We start from the raw sequence: 16449 nt of genomic DNA on the forward strand, positions 1-16449 counted from the left end.
CGGAATGAATGCAACTTGATTTCTGAAGCAGTGTTGTCGGGACCGATCCGGCAGCCCTCAAGTCTGTATCAGACCAGAGCTTGGTAGCCATGGCGCTTCGAACAGCACACCATGCACACGGGCGAACTGGGCACGCTCGCGCAAGGCCTTGCTAAGCCCGCTCGTCCATTTCCTCGGGTTCTTGTTGGCCAGGGTTGGCGCGGCTGCTGTCCCATCGCCCTTCTGCGCAACTGCCCTGCCCTCGCTGACGCGCCGCATGTAGGGTTTATCCACGCGCGTGCCGCGAGCCAGCTCATCCCCCTGGGGAATCGCTTCCAAGGCATCACTGGCCTTCGTATCCATGCGCTGCCAGTGCGTGATGGCGCCCTGGACAATCTCTGACGAATCACCATAACGACGCTTGTTACTCACCCGGCTCTGAGCCGCTCCGGGCGCACGTTCCAGGAAGGCACGCGTGCCCCGCCTGGGATGGTCGAGCGCCTTGGCCGGCGCACTCGGCAGCGCGACCGGGGCCGGTGCTGACGACACAGGGGCAGCAGCCTGTGTGGACTGGCTATCCTGCATATCGATGTAATCACGCAGGAACAATGCGTAGTCGATCGCACGGGAATGCCCATGCGTATTGATACGAGAAATTGACATGATGCTTCCTATCGATTTCCTGAACGATCAGACGGTGCCAGACCGTATGCCATCAGGCCTGGCACCGTCCGTCACTCATCCGGCCGAGAACTGACCGGCTTTCACTGCAGCGGCGAAGTCGAGCTGGCCAAGCAGGCCGTCCTGTTTGCCGGTGTTGGCCGCTTCCAGTTCCTTGAACAGTTGACCGCCGTTGGCCATCAGCGCCTGAGCAGCTTGCTGGACTTCGGGCGGCACTGCCTTGAGCTTGCCGTCCTGATCCTGGTAGTAGCCGGTATCGGCGATGTTCTTCACATCGTTGGCCGACAGCAGATCGATCTTGTTGTCCTTCAGGAAGTGATCCATCGTGTTACCCGCGCTGGAGGCCGAAGGCAGCACATTGTTAGGCAAGGCGATGGTGGGCATGGTGGTGCTGCTGTCCAGGCTACCGTTCTTGACGGCGGCAGCGAAGTCCAGTTGACCCAGTAGGCCATCCTGCTTGCCGGTGTTGGCCGCTTCCAGCTCCTTGAACAGTTGACCGCCATTGGCCATCAGCGCCTGGGCGGCTTGCTGCACTTCAGGCGTTACCGCCTTAAGCTTGCCATCCTGGTCCTGGTAATAGCCGGTCTCGGCAATGTTCTTCACGTCGTTGGCCGACAGTAGATCAATCTTGTTGTCCTTCAGGAAGTGATCCATCGTGTTGCCGGCGCTGTAAGCCGAAGGCAGCACGATATTGGGCGTGGCGATGGTGGGCGTGGAGGTATTGCTGTCCAGGCTACCGTTCTTGACGGCGGCGGCAAAGTCCAGTTGGCCCAGCAGACCATCCTGCTTGCCGGTGTTGGCCGCTTCCAGTTCCTTGAACAGTTGACCACCGTTGGCCATCAGCGCCTGGGCGGCTTGCTGCACTTCGGGCGGCACCGCCTTGAGTTTGCCGTCCTGGTCCTGGTAGTAGCCGGTCTCGGCAATGTTCTTCACATCGTTGGCCGACAGCAGATCAATCTTGTTGTCCTTCAAGAAATGATCCATCGTGTTACCGGCGCTGTAAGCCGAGGGCAGTACACTGTTGTTGGCCACGATGGTCGGGAAATCAGTCGGCAATGCCGATGCCTGCTTGTCCAGACCATGATTCTTGACGGCGGCGGCGAAGTCCAATTGGCCCAGCAGGCCATCCTGCTTGCCGGTGTTGGCCGACTCCAGTTCCTTGAACAGTTGACCGCCATTGGCCATCAACGCCTGAGCGGCTTGCTGCACTTCGGGCGGTACCGCCTTGAGCTTGCCATCCTGATCCTGGTAATAGCCGGTCTCGGCAATGTTCTTCACATCGTTGGCCGACAGCAGATCGATGTTGTTGTCCTTCAGGAAGTGATCCATCGTATTGCCGGCGCTGTAGGGCGAAGGCAGCACGTTGTTGGGCAAGGCGATGGTGGGCATGGTGGTGTTGCTGTCCAGGCTACCATTCTTGACGGCGGCGGCGAAGTCGAGCTGGCCCAGCAGGCCATCCTGCTTGCCGGTGTTGGCCGACTCCAGTTCCTTAAACAGTTGACCGCCATTGGCCATCAGCGCCTGAGCAGCTTGCTGCACTTCGGGCGGCACTGCCTTGAGCTTGCCGTCTTGGTCCTGGTAGTAACCGGTCTCGGCGATATTCTTCACATCATTGGCCGACAGCAGATCAATGTTGTTGTCCTTCAGGAAGTGATCCATCGTGTTGCCGGCGCTGTAAGCCGAAGGCAGCACGATATTGGGCAAGGCCACGGTGGGCATGGTGGTATTGCTATCCAAGCTGCCATTCTTGACGGCGGCGGCGAAGTCCAATTGGCCCAGCAGGCCATCCTGCTTGCCGGTGTTGGCCGACTCCAGCTCCTTGAACAGTTGACCGCCATTGGCCATCAGTGCCTGGGCGGCTTGCTGCACTTCGGGCGGCACCGCCTTGAGCTTGCCATCCTGGTCCTGGTAGTAGCCAGTATCGGCGATGTTCTTCACATCGTTAGCAGACAGCAGATCGATCTTGTTATCCTTCAGGAAGTGATCCATCGTGTTGCCGGCGCTATAAGCCGAGGGCAAGAGATTGTTACTGGTCATGCTGGTGGGGAAATTCCAAGCGCTCGCGCTGCCCATACCGTTGCGCCCATCCAGACTGCCGTTCTTGACGGCGGCGGCAAAGTCCTTCTGCCCCAGCAGGCCATCCTGTACGCCGGTGTTGGCAGCCTCCAGCTTCTTGAAGAGCTCGCCATCGTTCTCCATCAACTCCTCAGCCGCCTCGCGAACGTTTTCGGGGATGGGCTTGAGGCTGCCATCCTTGTCCTTGTAGTAGCCTGTCTTGGCCATATCGCGCACATCATTGGCCGACAGCAGATCGATCTTGTTGTCCTTCATGAAGCTATCGATCGTCTTGCCCGCTTCGTAGCCCGATTGGCCATTGGAGAGCAAGCCCTGCATCACAGCCTGCAGCAGATAGTCACCCGCCAGCCCGTTGCCCGGGACTGCCCGGTTGGCACCGGAGTCCCCCGACAGGATCCCCTGGCGCATGGCGGCCGGAAAATCCTTGGGTCCGAGCAAGCCATCCTGCTTGCCAGTGTTGGCTGCTTCCAATTGCTTGAACAGGGCACCGCCATTGGCCATCAACGCCTGGGCAGCGGCCTGGACATCGGCCGAGACCGGCTTGAGATTGCCGTTCTTGTCCTGGTAGTAACCGGTATCGGCGATATCACTCATCTGCTTGGCTGACAGCAGCCCAGTATTGTTCTCCTGCTGGAAATTGCGGATCGTGTTGGCCGCGCTCAAGCTGGAGGGCGTGCGTCCACCGCCCAGCCCCATCAGGCTCAGGATGGCGCCCTTGAGGTTGTCGGAGATAGGGAGATTGTTGACCATATTGGAGGTCGAGCCATCGCCCTCCTTCAACAGGATATCGCTGGACTCGGGATTGAACTGGCCGCCCGGCAATGCGCCAGGAAGGAAATTTTCCTGATCGATGTTGTAGGTGGTCGTGGTGGTGGTCGTGGTGGTGATATTTACCGACATAGATTTCTCCAAAAAATGGTGGACTATCCGCACGCCCTTGAAGCGTGGCGGCATCCATTGCTGGAGATGGTTTTCTCCAACGCCATGCCTTCAACTGCCGCAACGCCCATGGACTCCCGAGTGAGTGACGCCGCGCGGGGCTTGGTTCCTTTTTTGAACGCCTGTAGCAAGCACACATTGCACCGCCAGCTATGGGATAGACCACGAAGGATGGAGTCGTCCGTCGCAGGCGGCTCGCCGCCAAGACTTGTGCAGGTGCGTTGTGATCTACGTAGAACTCACTTCATCAATAGGCGTGAGATGCGTTCCAGTCAGACAGTCCGGTAGCAGCTGACCACATGGAGCGCTGGCGCAGACGGCACAGACCATGAGCTACGCTGGTCTGTGCCGATGATTCAGATGGCCGACTGCGCGGCTTCCTCGGCCTTTTTGATGAATCTGGTGAAGATAGCGACGTGGTCAAGATCGGCCTTGGCAGCGCTCACTCCCTCCTGAGTCTGAATGGAACGGCTGGCACCACCGTCGGCGGAGTTGGCAATCGAAGAGGAACTGATCATGGTTTCTTCCTTGATGCTGAAAACGGAAGTACGATTTGACGGGACTGGTCGCGCACAGGGATTGCAGAACGGTGACCCGAAATCGACCTGCAATGTCGAGATACTGAAGAGCTTGACGCGCTTATTGCTGATCGTTAACGTTCTTGGCCATGGAGTTAAAGATTTTCAGTTTGGCTAGTGAGGTTGCTTGCTGCGATACCCACAACTGGAACTCGATGGCCTCGGCAGAACCCTGCTGGGCGGATTGCACCATGGGATTCGCGCTGTCCATGCGGGAAGCGCCCTGCTGCGCTTGATATGCACTGTCAAGCTGGCTTTGAAATGTGCTCATGAGATTCCTTCAGTAAGTGGCGGACAGGTACCGGCGGCGGCCCCATCCGATGTTGATGAGGGGGGGGCGGAACGAGGCCTCCAGCAGGCAGGCTCCCGTTCGCGCCAGAGCTAGAGAATGAAAGTACCCGCGATCAGATAAGCTGCAAGGAGTTGTCACGCCCCGCCTTGCCCATCTTCAGTTTCGCATTGTCTGCGTCCAGTGCTGTCTTGGCCGCGTCGGTACCTTCCTGATCGACGATGCCGTGTGCCGCACCCAATGCCGCACCTCCTGCAACTGCTGCCATAATGACCTCCATAAAAAGTGAGTAAGAAAAGCCGCCGGATAGCTCGGCACCATCTGACGGTCCTTCATGAGTGGAAGCCGGTGGTACTCCAGTTCCATCTATGCACGCTGCCCTACTACTGCTGCAGCATCTTGATCAGAAGATGATCAGAGGAAGCAGCACTGGTGTCCGGATCATTCGGATCCCAGACTTCGTTGCTCCAGTTAACCAGGCTGCCCATGACCAGGTCCTCGGCCAGTTCCCTGCCGTTCCTGATCAATGATTCGCCATCGCGCGAGATTTTCATCAGGGTACGCAGATCCATTTCTTCGGACTGATCGCTGGCTTGAACCGCAGGCTTGACCAAGACCGCAAACACCTGGTCGATCACGGCCGACATGCCTTCCTGGAGCTGCTTGCGCAGCAGCTCCATCTCCTGCTCGGACAGACCGATATTTTTGAGCGCGTCCAGTTGCCGCTCCCCCTGTTGCTCCTGTTGAAGCGGGCGTCCCGGGCCTCCTTCCTCACCGCTATGTGCAGCTTGCGCGAGGGCAGCAAAGTCGGTGCCGCCGACCAATTCTTCGGGCCGAATCGGCAGATGACTGTAGATGCGCTCCAGCGGACCTTCTCCATGCGGATCGGGATAGGAGAAGTAGGTCGTCAATGCATCACGTTCCATGTTGAACCTTCCGTTTCAAAGCTGCACATAGGCAGGGCTCGACAGGAACTTGTAGGCAGCATCGATCTTTGCGTACATCTGCTGCGCTTGCTCTTTTTCCTGGTCGCTTTTTCCTGCCTGCTTATCGGGATGCCAGCGCAAGGTCAGCATCCTGAATTGCGTTCTGATCTTGCCTTGGTCCCGTTCTCCCGGCTCCAGACCCAGCGCGGCCAGCGATTCCTGCGCCAGCTTGTTCAAGTCCTGGCCCACGTATTCCTGATCGGCGAAGCGGGATGGATCGGACTCTGCATTGACCTCGATGAAAATGTGACCGGTGACATGATCCTTGACCGTGCGTTCCTGCCCAGCGCCATCCGCGCAGGTCCTCCAGTCCGACTTCGAGTGATGTGCACCGGTAGACGGATTGTAGGTGTCGTGCCAGTTGTTCTTGGTCAGTTCATCATAGGTTGTGCGCGAAACGACTCCGTTCTGATCTGGCTTGCTCCAGCCAGTACGACGAAAATGCAGTTGTAGGCCGGGATGGCGATAGGTCGTCCATTCGGTATTGCCGACGTGATCCTGGATCATGCCGACAAACCAGCCATGCTTATCGGGAATGCTTGGCGAGAAAACCCTGAAATGCCGCAGCGGTGGCCCTTCATGTCGACTCGTCGTCCAATGGCGCTTGAGATGACGCTTGAGATGATGCTCGATCTCTTCACGCTGCTGCCAGCCATTGCCTGCACTTTTCCAGTCGCTCACCGAGATGCGCGTACCCGTGCTGACATCATGGGTGCCGTGCCATTTCACGCCCTGGCTGTGCCATACCACTCTTTCCATCCTTGCCTTCTTGTCGAATTGCGCACCCGGCAGAATGGTCGCGCCCAGAGGAAGTACGGCACGCCAGTGAAGATGAATGGCGCGCTCTGCATCATGCGGTTGATGACTGTTGTAGATCCCGTATTGCTTGAGCTTGCCATAGAGATCCTGGATCAGCGTAGTCATCTGCACCTGCAATTCTCCCAGCCGCTGGCGCGCCACGGCATAAGCCTGTTGCGCAGCCGGATGGCTGCGCAGGCGCTGAGCCAGGCCAGCGGCATCGAACTGGGTACATTTCTTGGCCCAGGTACTGTTGCGCATTGCACTAAACGAAGACGATATCCTGGCCGCACCACCGCGAATTCTGGTGCCAGCTTCACCGCGTGGCGAGAGATAGTCGCTGATCGATCTGAAACTGAAATTGTTATGAATGGGCATCCTGTCCTTCCCTGAAAAAGAGGCAGTGCGAAGAGCACATCGCCGAACTGATTTCTCAGTCGCCACAGCCTTGCTCCGGTTCCATTGATGACGCGCCGGCGTCCATGTGGCGAGGCTTCGCGACGAAATGGAAGTGCCTCACGGAACTGTTGCAGCCCGGATTGCAACCTATCGGGGCAGTAATGATGTTCCCTTCAACTCTTACAAGGAAATAACATGAGCTTAGGTATCTCGTCGTCTAGCAGCGTCAGCAGCATCCCGACCGGCGCTGAAATGGATTCGTTCTCGTCGACCCTGAAAAATGCATCTTCCGGCGACCTGCTCAAGGCCCTGGGCAAGGATGGCATGGAGCCATGGCAGAAGGATGCCATCGTCAAGGAGCTGGAAAATCGAGCGCAGCAGGCACAGAAATCGGATTCCAACAACGGTGCCAATGGCGCCAACGGTGGTGGTGGCGGCGGCGGTGGTGACGATGACGATATCAAGAAGCTGCTCAAGAAACTGACCAAAGGCACCATCAGTCCGCAAGAAGAGCAAAAGCTGGCCGGCGCCCTGGGCGTGGACACCAAGACCTTGGATGCAGCCAAAGGTGGCGACGCCGGCGGTGACTCTGGCGGCGGTGACATCAAGGGCGGCTGATCCCTTTGGCGCTGTTTGCGATGGCTCGGTCCGACTAGTCATCGCGCCACCTGTGCGGTATCGGCAGGTGGCGCAGCAATCCAATGATGATCCCGCGATGCCGGGATCATCCTTTGCGGCTATTTTTCCCCGAAAAGGAACAGCGCTGCGTGTGAATGTTTCTTCCTCCCTCAGATTCCCGCCTCGTCCTCTCCAAAGAGATAGTAGTCCCGACGCCAGCGCAGTGCCAGGCTCACCAGGAAATCAAACAATTCCAGGGTCGATTCAAGTGTCGCCGAACTCAGTGAAAAGCGGCATATGAGGAAGATGCTGTCCTTCTGCGCCTGGTAGGTGAAGGCCGGGCAGTTGGCGTTGAAGAGATACATGTTGGTCTCCAGCAGACGCAGCAATACCTGCTCCCGCTGCAAGCGTGGCAGCGGGCCGAACTCGCAATACAGCAGCACGCTGTCGGGCACGATCAGCCCACCGTGATAGAGGTTCAGTTCTACCCCGTTTACTTGCATGGTGGTGGCCTGGTGCAGGCTGCCCTGCAGTGGCAGGCTGAAATGCGCGCCCAGTTGTTCAATCAAGTGGCGGTAACGGCTGATCATCATTTTTGCTTGTTGTTGTGGTGAACCCATGTCGGCCAAGGAGGGCGCTGTGTCTGCAGGCCGGAGCTGGCACATCCTTGGACGTGCCAGCTCCGGCCTGCAGTCCTACTTGATGTCTTCCGGTTTGGGAATACTGTCTTCCACGGATCCCTTGATGAAGGTACCCACGGGGTCCATCAAGGTTTCCAGTGGATGAGTCAGTGCGTGGACCAGACCGCCGATTAGCGACATGATGTACTCCTTTGCTTGAAGTTAGATCGACTCGACATGAGTCGACATAAGTGAGTGTTGCACTGCGCAGGGTTCCCTCTCTTGCGTCGATCATTCGCGGTTTCAGCATAGTTACGCGCCCGCGCGCCCTCTCCCCTATCTACCGTTCACGGCCTGAGCGCCTGCCTGGTCCCATTTCACCGCAGCCCATGGAACCAGCTCTTTTCGCGTCTCTACTCAATAGCGCGGGTTCAAGAAATTTCCCGTCATCCAACCCGGAGACACCTTTTGGCGTGACATGCACACACCGCCCTCCCATTGGCGCGGACATGCCGCTGTTACACGGCAACTATCTTCGGTTCATCAAGCAATTCACAGAATACAAAGGTTAGAAAAAAAATGGCTCACATTCCTTCCACCAGTGGCGTCAAGCGCGACTATGACGATTACGCCGGCACCCCGCCTCAATCCCCCTCCCGCGCTACTACGCCGACTGAAACCGGCGGCACGCCCCGGGTTTCCGGCTCCGACTCGCGTGCCTCCGCGCTGCGTTCGGTCACCGATCCCGTTGTCGCCGAGATTCTGCAGAACATCACCGGCAAGGACGATGGCCTAGCGGCCAAGAACCTGACGCTGTTGCAAAAGCGCCTGGGCTCTGGCTTCGTCAAGATGATGACCAGTCCCGGCGTCGCCGATCTGGTACGCGACGTCAAACTGGAACAGAACTTCGAGACCCAGCGCGGCCAGGACGCGGCGCTGGCCAAGCATTTTGGTGACGCCTCGGCAGTACCACTGCCTGCGAACATCAACCCGACCGAATTCGTGGTGGCGCCGCTGGATATCATGCCCTACAAGGTGCGCGACTCCAGCGAGTTCCGCGCCACCCTGCTGGAGCTCAATGGCACTGGCTACGGCAACATCACCACCATGGAACCCAATACCTTGGACACGGTGATGAGTTCGTTTGGCAATGTCAGCCACATCCTCGAAAAAGAACCGACGGCGCTGTTCCTGGTCGCCTGTTCGGGACGTGAAGATCCGCCGGCATTCGGCCAGAGCAAGAAGATCCATGAGAAGCTGATGATCGCCAATGCCATGCAGACCACCATCTCGCAGGCACAGCAGGAGCAGGCCGAGAAGACCGGCCAGCCGGTCCTGGGCGTCCAGGTGCTTGGCATCGACAGCTTTGACGCCGACGCCCTGGTCATGAAGGATGGCAAGCCGGTCATCGAGAACAGCAAGGCGTTGGAGAAACCGGGGCGCGACAAGGATGGCGTGGAAAAGATGAAGACCATCCTCAATGGCCACAACTGGGAAAACCCCACCCAACCTACCGTGCTGGTCGGCTATACCGCGCAACTGGCCAAGGCCATCGAGATCCAGGACGGCACGCCCTTCCTCAATGGCCGTAAAGTCAGCTTCATCGGCAACGATCGCCTGGTCCTGAACATCAATGCGCTCAATGAGAATAGCGGCAAGAAACTCGATACGAGCAAATTCACCTCCAACAACATCAGCTATGTGCCGGCCGCCTCCAAGGGCCATGCCTACGCCTTTACCAACCAGTTCAACAAGGCTGAAGGTGCCGCCTACCCAGGCTTCTCGCGCGAGATCGTCAACCGCCAGGCTTCCACGCTGGAAGACGTAGAGAAGGAGGTCCTGAGTATGCTGGCCGAGGGCAAGCGCGTCATCATCAAGCCCAGTGGCACTGGCCATGGCGACGGTATCCGTGCCTTCGACATCGCCGAAAAGGAAACCCCGGAACTGATCCGCCAGGAAATCAAGGAGTCCTACGAATCCGTCAAGGGCACCTACGGCGACCGTGGCGGTTTCCCGTACACCATCTCCGAATACCTGACCGCTGATCGCGTCTCCAAGGACGATTCGCCGCTGAAGTCGATGAAGTACGAATTCCGTGTGGCCGTGTATTCGGATTACTCGGACAAGGAAAAGGGGCCGCAGCTCAAGGCCGTGCCGGCGATCATCAAGATCGATGGTGGCTCCAAGCTGCGAGAGGGTGAAAGCGGCGACTTCTCCAAGAGCTTCGCCAGCGTTTCGGCACAGGTCCTGGCCACCGGCCTGCCCGCTTCGGAATTCATGAAGCCGCTATGCAGCGAAGCCACTCTGGATCTGGTCGGCGTGAGCAAGGAAGAGATGACCGACCTGTGCAAGTGGTCCACTCGCCTGGTAGCGCACATCCTGACCAATGTAGACCAGAGCGACACCATCCTGGACAAGTGATCTAAGAGGAGCCAGGCAGCGCGATCCTGTGCGGCCGACCGATGCCAAGCGCGCACCGGGACGCCGCACGTGGGTTGTGCCCTCTCCCATCCATTCGACTTATAGGTAATAACATGGCTGCCATTTCCCATCACTCACCAGGCGATACCAGCCTGGCGAGCTCCTCTGCACAATCTCCGGTACAGGAGCGCACTCCCAGTTTGCAAGCCCGCCTGGTTCCATGGGGCCCTGCGCTGCAACTGAATAACGACGACATCTATCCCATTCTTGAAAAGACCTGGGAGAAAAACTTCGACCTGGGCAGTACTTTCAGGGAAGGTTCCTCGCCCAAGCGCCTGCGCACGGAAGATATCGACACGGCCCAGGTGCCGCTGCCACCCTGCGTGAACTTCGTCCCGGTCGGCGTGGTCGGCGGCATGGGCCCGGAAGCGACGCTGGACCTCACCCAGAAACTGTTCAAGACAGCCAAGGAAGTGGGCGACCCCAAGTCCGACCAGGACCATATGCAGGTCATCACGATGAATATCCCCAATCTGATCAAAGACCGCACCGCCTATCTCAACAGCTTCACGGGCGACCGCAACAATCCTGACGAATGGCGTGCCCATCTGCTCAAGAACGATCCCAACAACCCGTATCACGGCTCGCTTGCCGTGGCCCAGGCGTGCGTGGCAGCCGGCGCACATTTCCTGATCTTTCCTTGCAACACCTTTCACGCCTACCATGGTGTGCTGTCTGAAAAACTGAAGGTGCCGCTGCTGCACATCGCCGAAGCAACCATGTGGGCGCTCAGAAAGCAGAATCTTGATCCCGACAAGTCGGTCGGTCTGCTGGCCACCAGCGGCACCATCGATAGCAAGCTCTACCAGACCACCGCGACCCGGATGGAGCAGTATGGCTGCCCCCGGATCAAGTGGGCACTGCCCTCACCGACATCACAGAAGGAACACGTGATGGCGGGCATCTATGAGGGTGTCAAGTTCGGCGACATGGAAAAGGGAACGGAACTACTGGACAAGGCGGTTCAGGAACTGGCCAAGGATCATGCACTCTCTGCGGTGGTGGAAGGATGTACCGAAATCCCCTTGGCGCTGAAGGACAAGGATTACGGCGATATCAAACTGATTGACCCGACCCAGTCGCTGGCCGAGATGGCCGTCGAATTTTCCCGCAACCTGGCCCGACTGGAAACCAAGTTTGCACGCTAGGCCAGGATATTGAACAGCAACGAGGTCATCCATGTCCAAACAGCACTATGAACAGCTGATCCAGCAGCTCTGCAACCTATGCCAGATCAAAGGGGCGCAAGGCATCCTGGAGGGTGGGCCGGTGGCGGTCAACGACGTGGTGTTCTCGCTGGCGCACCACGAGCAGCTTAGCCCTGACACGCTGCTGGTCTATTGCGACTTCGGCGCCGTGGAAGTCGGACGCGAAGCGCAAGCCTATAGCGCCCTCCTGGAAACCAATCTGCTGATGTATGCCGGTAACGGCCCTATGTATACGCTCTCGCCGGCGACCGGCCGCATCGTGTTTGCCAACCGCTACCGGCTCAGCGGCATGGATGCCGTCACGCTGCGTTCGATCCTGGCGCATCTGGCCGCCAAGGCCATGGACTGGCGCAAGGACCAGTTCCTCGATCCCCCGCCGGCCAAGCGCCACCATGGCAATGCCAGCAAGATACCGCTGCTGTGGAGTAAACCGGACCGTGCACCGGGTGATGGCACCAAGCATTGAGAAAGTGCGCGCCGTTCAAACGTAGATGGCGCGCCTCCATTGACCATGCTGCCTGCCTTGTTGGCAGGCAGCATTTTTTTCAGGTGCCTGGTTCAGGCCAGGCTGATGATCCCCAGTTCACCCGCGATCTCGATCTGGGTGCCATAGGCGGCAGAGAGCCGTTGCAGACGTTGCAGAATGCGCTGGGCATCCTGGCCATGGGCGATGCGTGGAATGCCGCGATCGGCATCGCGCTCACCCGCCCAGTGCATTTCGATGGGATGCAGCATGATCTGCTGCAGTCGGCCACGGCTGTCATAGCGATTGACGGCCACTACGCTCTCATACCACACCTGTTCTTTGAATACACCATGCACGCGCCGATGTTCCATGAACTCGGCCTCGGTCATGGACATCGGCTCGACCTTGTCTTTCTCGTGTTCATCCCGGGTGATAGGCTGCTGCTGGTTCTCCATGAAGAAGAAATTGCCCAGCGAGTAGTAGATCGGCTTGCCCTTGTAGATCTCGATGCCGCGCAATTGATGCGGACCATGGCCGATAAAGGCGTCAGCGCCATTATCGATGGCCTGGCGCGCGAACTGCGGCATGAAATCTGGCGGGGTTTCGCAGAAATTTCCGGGTTCATGCGTATGCATGGAAGCGATGGCGAAATCGGCGCTCTGCTTGCCCTGGCGCAGGTGATGGATGATTTCCTTGCGGTCACGCTCATCCATGGTGAAGGTGAAATCAACGCCCTCACCGACCTCTTCGCTGGCGCGGTACTTGACGTCGAACAAGGTCACCGTGCCATTGCGCCCATCCGCAGCAAGGATGGACTTGCGCATCATGCCCTTGGGTAGCGCATCACGAATGGCAGCCAGCATCGCCAATCGCTGCGGCGAAACGAGGACATGACGCGTGGTGCGCAAGGCATTGAGGCCGGGGCGTCCCGGAATCTGGCCCAGCGGATCGATGGCACGGGCGTTGGCTTCAAAGCGCGACGCCAGCGCTACCATGGCCACGCGCGCAGCAGGTGTGCACAGGAAGCGCGCAGCACGGGCCTGAGCCAGGGTCTCGCCTGTTCCGGCGTGGACCATGCCGACCTTGTCAAACAGCGCATCCGTATAGCGCATCCCCTCCACCCCCCAGTCGGTGGTGTGGTTGTTGGCGCGGCTCATCAGATTGAAGCCCATGTCCTTGATATCCTGAGCTACCGCAGGCGTGCTGATGAGCCAGGAACCGCCGGCCAGCGCCGATGGGTAACCGCCGAAACGCTGTAGATCGATAGCGGTTCCTTCGAAATTACCGAAAGTGACATCCCCGCTCTTGAGCAAGGCGATCAGATCGGGGCTCTTGCGCTGCAGTCGTGGAAAGATGGTATCGGTCAAGATCAGGTCGCCTGCTGCTACCAGCGTGAAGCCATCAGGCAGGTTGGCATCCATCCAGGAAGGGGCCAGTGTCCCTTCTTCGTGATGGGCGTCTTGCTTGTCGTTCATAGCGGCTCTTTCATTACGTTAGGCGGGTCGGGATCGTGGTCATCGGTCGGCGCCGATACCGTCCCAGCAGGCGCGCGCCAGGCGGCCCAGGGTGTTGAAGGCCGACACGTAGCCAGGCAGACCGTCAGGCATTTCCCAAGGCACCTGGTCAGTGTAGCCGGTCAGGATGAACAGGGGCTGGTCGTTGCGGAACACGATGCCGCCATCCATGCGACCGCGCTTGCCGGTCCCCCCCTTGTGCGCCACCTTGGTGTCTGAGGGCAGCAGAGAAGCCATTTTTGTCCGTAACTTCTGCCAGCTCAAGACCTCGATGGCGAAGGCGCATTGTTGTGGCGTGCAGCCCAGACGCTGCGCGACCTCAGGATCGGTACTGCCCTTGAGGATCAGGTCATAGAGCAATCCCTGGTCGCAGGCACTGATGGTGGTGACTTCGTCGAGCTTGTGATCGGTCGGCATATCCGGGCGCGGCACCGAGTTCCGGTGGAGCGTATTACGCATTCCGATGGAATGGCAGAATTCATTGACCTCATCCAGGCTGATGCGCTCCATCACCATGGCCGTGCAGACGTTGTCGCTGACGATGATCATCTGGACCAGGGCGTCGCGCAGGCTGATGGTGAACCCGGGCGTGAGGAACTTGAACGTACCCGAGACCACGCCTTTGCGCAGCCGTTCCTCGTACAGGATGGGGGCATTGAGATCGAGCCGGCCCTGGTTGATGGCCCGCAGCACGGCCATCAGGATCGATGTCTTGCGGGTGCTTCCCGACGGAAATGCGACATGTCCATCGCGATCAGCCTCTTCACCGGTGACCAGGTTCTTGAAATACCAGGCGGTCACATAGGGTTGCTCATCGCAGATGGCGTTGAGGCGCGCTACCAGATCTTGCATCTTGATTTCCTTTTTAGACAATTTCAGATTCGGTGCAACGTGAGGAGAAGGCGGTCCCACCTTACGGCGCCCGCTTGGCCGACGACTCCTGGTTCATCTCTTGCGTCAGGTGTTCGGCCAGCGAACCCAGGAAGCTGCTCAGGTCATGCTGCAGCCGGTCGAACCCCTCATGTTTCTCGCAACGCTTCTCGTTCATGTAGACACTGCGCTTGATTTCGATCTGGATGCTATGCCGTGCCTGCGTTGGCGCTCCGTAATGCTGGACGATGTAGCCGCCCTGGTAAGGAGTATTGATCCTGACGCGGTAGCCGCGCCGGTCAAACTCACTGGCGATCCACTCCGTCAGTGCACTGCTGGCAGAGATACCCTTGCGGTCGCTGACCACGATATCGGGACGTTCTGCACCATTGTCCACGTTCATGGCGTTGCCCACCGACTTCATCGAATGGCAGTTGATGTGCCAGACTCGACCGAAGCGTTGTACGGATTCATCGAGCAGCGCCTGCAAGACAGTGTGGTAAGGCTGGTAGTAATGGCGCAATCTGTGTTGTACCTCTTCAATGTCCAGCTTGCCCGGATACATGGGGATGCCCGGCAACGCATGGCGCCGGATCAGGCCCATACCACGACTGCACGCGGCTGAAGGCGTCACTGTATCGGGCCAGGGCTGCACCAGCATGTCCTGGTCGATATCGTCGGGGGCGCGATTGGGATCGATGTAGGCGCGCGGAAATCGAGCCGACAGCAAGGCGCCTCCGACCGACGGCGTGTAGTCCCATAATTCATCGACGAAAGCATCCCAGGTCGTCTGCAAAGCATCGGCAGGCGCGACGATGCCGCTGTTGAAGGGATAGAGCGTGCCGCTGTGGGGCGAATCGACTACCAGCGGCAACTGGGCCTCGCTCACTCCGGGGCGCTGTAGTGCATACACTTGATTGACTGACTTGATCATTGCTTTTTCCGTTGGTCGCTTCGACGCCATCAGGCGCCATTGAGATGGCAGGCTGACCAGTGGCCATCACCGATGCTGCGCAACATCGGCCGCTCCTGGCTGCAGCGAAGCATGGCGCGTGGGCAGCGCGGGTGAAAGGTACAACCGGCAGGTGGATTGAGCGGACTGGGCAGCTCACCCTGGATCGGCCGGTGATCCACCACCTTGGCATCAAGCCGTGGTGCATCGGCCATCAGCGCCTGGGTATAGGGATGATTGGGCCGTGCGAACACCGACCGCTTGTCGGCAATCTCCACGATGCGGCCGAGATACATGATGGCCACTCGGTCCGCGATGTATTCCACCACGGCCAGGTTATGGCTGATGAAGAGGTAGGTCAGTTGCTTGGTCTCGCGCAGTTCCATGAACAGGTTGAGAATCTGCGCCTGCACCGAGACGTCCAGCGCCGAGACGGCCTCGTCGCAAACGATGAACTTTGGATCCAGTGCCAGCGCCCGCGCAATTGCAATGCGCTGGCGTTGTCCGCCCGAGAACTGGTGCGGGTAACGTCCGGCATAGGACGGGTCCAGACCGACCTGCTTGAGCAGATCGGCAACGAAGGCCGAGGCATTCTTACGCTCCACCAGGCCGTGATACACGGCCGCTTCGCTGATGACCTGATCGATGCGCTGGCGGGGGTTGAGCGAGGCATACGGATTCTGGAACACCATCTGGATATTCAGATGTGTCTGCAGACTCGGCTTGGTCATATCCTCGCCTTCAAAGGAGAGACTGCCACTGGTAGCCGGCAGCAGGCCGGCGATCATCCTGCCCACAGTGGACTTGCCACAGCCCGATTCACCGACCAGCCCCAGCACTTCACCGCGCTCTATGCTCAGCGATACTTCGTTGACTGCGTACACCCTTTGCGCCGGCGGCTTGGTCAGTCCTAGCTTGCCCATCACGCGGGTGAGCCCGCTGCTCTTGAGGCTGAAGCTCTTGCTCAATTCATTGGTCGTCAGCATTGTCGTCAT

17 protein-coding genes are annotated in these 16449 nt (G+C 58.8%); 4 read left to right on the forward strand and 13 right to left on the reverse strand.

Annotated features, from left to right (window positions below; all coding sequences use genetic code 11):
- Positions 1-57 precede the first annotated feature (57 nt).
- The 7 genes from RC54_RS13190 to RC54_RS13210 all read right to left on the reverse strand — a co-directional run bounded on the left by RC54_RS13190 (position 58) and on the right by RC54_RS13210 (position 6770).
- The gene (locus RC54_RS13190; RefSeq protein WP_061790311.1) at positions 58-642 is read right to left on the reverse strand and encodes a hypothetical protein; all 585 of its coding nucleotides are present in this window, start codon (positions 640-642) and stop codon (positions 58-60) included.
- 75 nt (positions 643-717) lie between these two features.
- On the reverse strand, positions 718-3636 hold the full coding sequence (locus RC54_RS13195; protein WP_123020451.1) for a hypothetical protein: 2919 nt from the start codon (positions 3634-3636) through the stop codon (positions 718-720).
- Positions 3637-4031: 395 nt separating this feature from the next.
- Positions 4032-4193: a hypothetical protein gene (locus RC54_RS25265; protein ID WP_164471217.1), complete on the reverse strand. Its 162-nt coding sequence runs from the start codon at positions 4191-4193 to the stop codon at positions 4032-4034.
- Positions 4194-4314: 121 nt separating this feature from the next.
- Positions 4315-4524 carry a hypothetical protein gene (locus RC54_RS13200; RefSeq protein ID WP_017453475.1) on the reverse strand — a complete coding sequence of 70 codons (210 nt, stop codon included), beginning with the start codon at positions 4522-4524 and terminating at the stop codon, positions 4315-4317.
- A gap of 133 nt (positions 4525-4657) precedes the next feature.
- Positions 4658-4810, reverse strand: a complete 153-nt coding sequence (locus tag RC54_RS25270) for a hypothetical protein (protein WP_164471176.1) — start codon at positions 4808-4810, stop codon at positions 4658-4660.
- A gap of 115 nt (positions 4811-4925) precedes the next feature.
- Positions 4926-5468, reverse strand: a complete 543-nt coding sequence (locus RC54_RS13205) for a hypothetical protein (RefSeq protein WP_058895626.1) — start codon at positions 5466-5468, stop codon at positions 4926-4928.
- Between the two features lie 15 nt (positions 5469-5483).
- Positions 5484-6770 (reverse strand): J domain-containing protein, encoded by a 1287-nt coding sequence (locus RC54_RS13210; protein WP_244216343.1) that lies wholly within the window; start codon positions 6768-6770, stop codon positions 5484-5486.
- A 150-nt stretch (positions 6771-6920) separates the two neighbouring features.
- On the opposite strand from RC54_RS13210, the gene RC54_RS13215 reads away from it, so the two are divergent.
- Positions 6921-7343: a hypothetical protein gene (locus RC54_RS13215; protein ID WP_231738607.1), complete on the forward strand. Its 423-nt coding sequence runs from the start codon at positions 6921-6923 to the stop codon at positions 7341-7343.
- Positions 7344-7513: 170 nt separating this feature from the next.
- Here RC54_RS13215 and RC54_RS13220 read toward each other — a convergent pair whose 3' ends face one another.
- Both RC54_RS13220 and RC54_RS25880 read right to left on the reverse strand, forming a co-directional pair.
- Positions 7514-7963 (reverse strand): CesT family type III secretion system chaperone, encoded by a 450-nt coding sequence (locus RC54_RS13220; RefSeq protein WP_231739117.1) that lies wholly within the window; start codon positions 7961-7963, stop codon positions 7514-7516.
- A 75-nt stretch (positions 7964-8038) separates the two neighbouring features.
- A complete protein-coding gene (locus RC54_RS25880; protein ID WP_255220997.1) occupies positions 8039-8164 on the reverse strand; it encodes a hypothetical protein in 126 nt (41 codons plus the stop codon).
- Between the two features lie 378 nt (positions 8165-8542).
- Between RC54_RS25880 and RC54_RS13225 the strand changes: the two genes are divergently transcribed.
- The 3 genes from RC54_RS13225 (at position 8543) to RC54_RS13235 (ending at position 12118) form a co-directional block, all read left to right on the forward strand.
- A complete protein-coding gene (locus tag RC54_RS13225; protein ID WP_058895629.1) occupies positions 8543-10384 on the forward strand; it encodes a hypothetical protein in 1842 nt (613 codons plus the stop codon).
- A 113-nt stretch (positions 10385-10497) separates the two neighbouring features.
- Positions 10498-11592, forward strand: a complete 1095-nt coding sequence (locus tag RC54_RS13230; RefSeq protein WP_231738611.1) for an aspartate/glutamate racemase family protein — start codon at positions 10498-10500, stop codon at positions 11590-11592.
- Between the two features lie 31 nt (positions 11593-11623).
- On the forward strand, positions 11624-12118 hold the full coding sequence (locus tag RC54_RS13235) for a CesT family type III secretion system chaperone (protein ID WP_061789807.1): 495 nt from the start codon (positions 11624-11626) through the stop codon (positions 12116-12118).
- 92 nt (positions 12119-12210) lie between these two features.
- Here RC54_RS13235 and RC54_RS13240 read toward each other — a convergent pair whose 3' ends face one another.
- The 4 genes from RC54_RS13240 to RC54_RS13255 all read right to left on the reverse strand — a co-directional run bounded on the left by RC54_RS13240 (position 12211) and on the right by RC54_RS13255 (position 16449).
- Entirely contained in the window at positions 12211-13593 is a 1383-nt protein-coding gene (locus RC54_RS13240; RefSeq protein WP_058895632.1) for a CapA family protein, read from the reverse strand.
- A 39-nt stretch (positions 13594-13632) separates the two neighbouring features.
- Complete coding sequence (locus RC54_RS13245; RefSeq protein WP_058895633.1) at positions 13633-14484, reverse strand: serine hydrolase; 852 nt, start codon at positions 14482-14484, stop codon at positions 13633-13635.
- 61 nt (positions 14485-14545) lie between these two features.
- Positions 14546-15436: an N-formylglutamate amidohydrolase gene (locus RC54_RS13250; RefSeq protein WP_058895634.1), complete on the reverse strand. Its 891-nt coding sequence runs from the start codon at positions 15434-15436 to the stop codon at positions 14546-14548.
- Positions 15437-15465: 29 nt separating this feature from the next.
- On the reverse strand, positions 15466-16449 hold the full coding sequence (locus RC54_RS13255) for an ABC transporter ATP-binding protein (protein ID WP_058895635.1): 984 nt from the start codon (positions 16447-16449) through the stop codon (positions 15466-15468).

Origin of the sequence: Herbaspirillum rubrisubalbicans (assembly GCF_003719195.1) — a bacterium.
GTDB classification, from domain to species: Bacteria; Pseudomonadota; Gammaproteobacteria; order Burkholderiales; family Burkholderiaceae_D; genus Herbaspirillum; species Herbaspirillum rubrisubalbicans.

Coding starts and splice junctions, on each gene's coding strand:
- RC54_RS13190 (WP_061790311.1), bottom strand. CDS start 642: ATGTCAATTTCTCGTATCAATACGCATGGGCATTCCCGTGCGATCGAC.
- RC54_RS13195 (WP_123020451.1), bottom strand. CDS start 3,636: ATGTCGGTAAATATCACCACCACGACCACCACCACGACCACCTACAAC.
- RC54_RS25265 (WP_164471217.1), bottom strand. CDS start 4,193: ATGATCAGTTCCTCTTCGATTGCCAACTCCGCCGACGGTGGTGCCAGC.
- RC54_RS13200 (WP_017453475.1), bottom strand. CDS start 4,524: ATGAGCACATTTCAAAGCCAGCTTGACAGTGCATATCAAGCGCAGCAG.
- RC54_RS25270 (WP_164471176.1), bottom strand. CDS start 4,810: ATGGCAGCAGTTGCAGGAGGTGCGGCATTGGGTGCGGCACACGGCATC.
- RC54_RS13205 (WP_058895626.1), bottom strand. CDS start 5,468: ATGGAACGTGATGCATTGACGACCTACTTCTCCTATCCCGATCCGCAT.
- RC54_RS13215 (WP_231738607.1), top strand. CDS start 6,921: ATGAGCTTAGGTATCTCGTCGTCTAGCAGCGTCAGCAGCATCCCGACC.
- RC54_RS13220 (WP_231739117.1), bottom strand. CDS start 7,963: ATGGGTTCACCACAACAACAAGCAAAAATGATGATCAGCCGTTACCGC.
- RC54_RS25880 (WP_255220997.1), bottom strand. CDS start 8,164: ATGTCGCTAATCGGCGGTCTGGTCCACGCACTGACTCATCCACTGGAA.
- RC54_RS13225 (WP_058895629.1), top strand. CDS start 8,543: ATGGCTCACATTCCTTCCACCAGTGGCGTCAAGCGCGACTATGACGAT.
- RC54_RS13230 (WP_231738611.1), top strand. CDS start 10,498: ATGGCTGCCATTTCCCATCACTCACCAGGCGATACCAGCCTGGCGAGC.
- RC54_RS13235 (WP_061789807.1), top strand. CDS start 11,624: ATGTCCAAACAGCACTATGAACAGCTGATCCAGCAGCTCTGCAACCTA.
- RC54_RS13240 (WP_058895632.1), bottom strand. CDS start 13,593: ATGAACGACAAGCAAGACGCCCATCACGAAGAAGGGACACTGGCCCCT.
- RC54_RS13245 (WP_058895633.1), bottom strand. CDS start 14,484: ATGCAAGATCTGGTAGCGCGCCTCAACGCCATCTGCGATGAGCAACCC.
- RC54_RS13250 (WP_058895634.1), bottom strand. CDS start 15,436: ATGATCAAGTCAGTCAATCAAGTGTATGCACTACAGCGCCCCGGAGTG.
- RC54_RS13255 (WP_058895635.1), bottom strand. CDS start 16,449: ATGACGACAATGCTGACGACCAATGAATTGAGCAAGAGCTTCAGCCTC.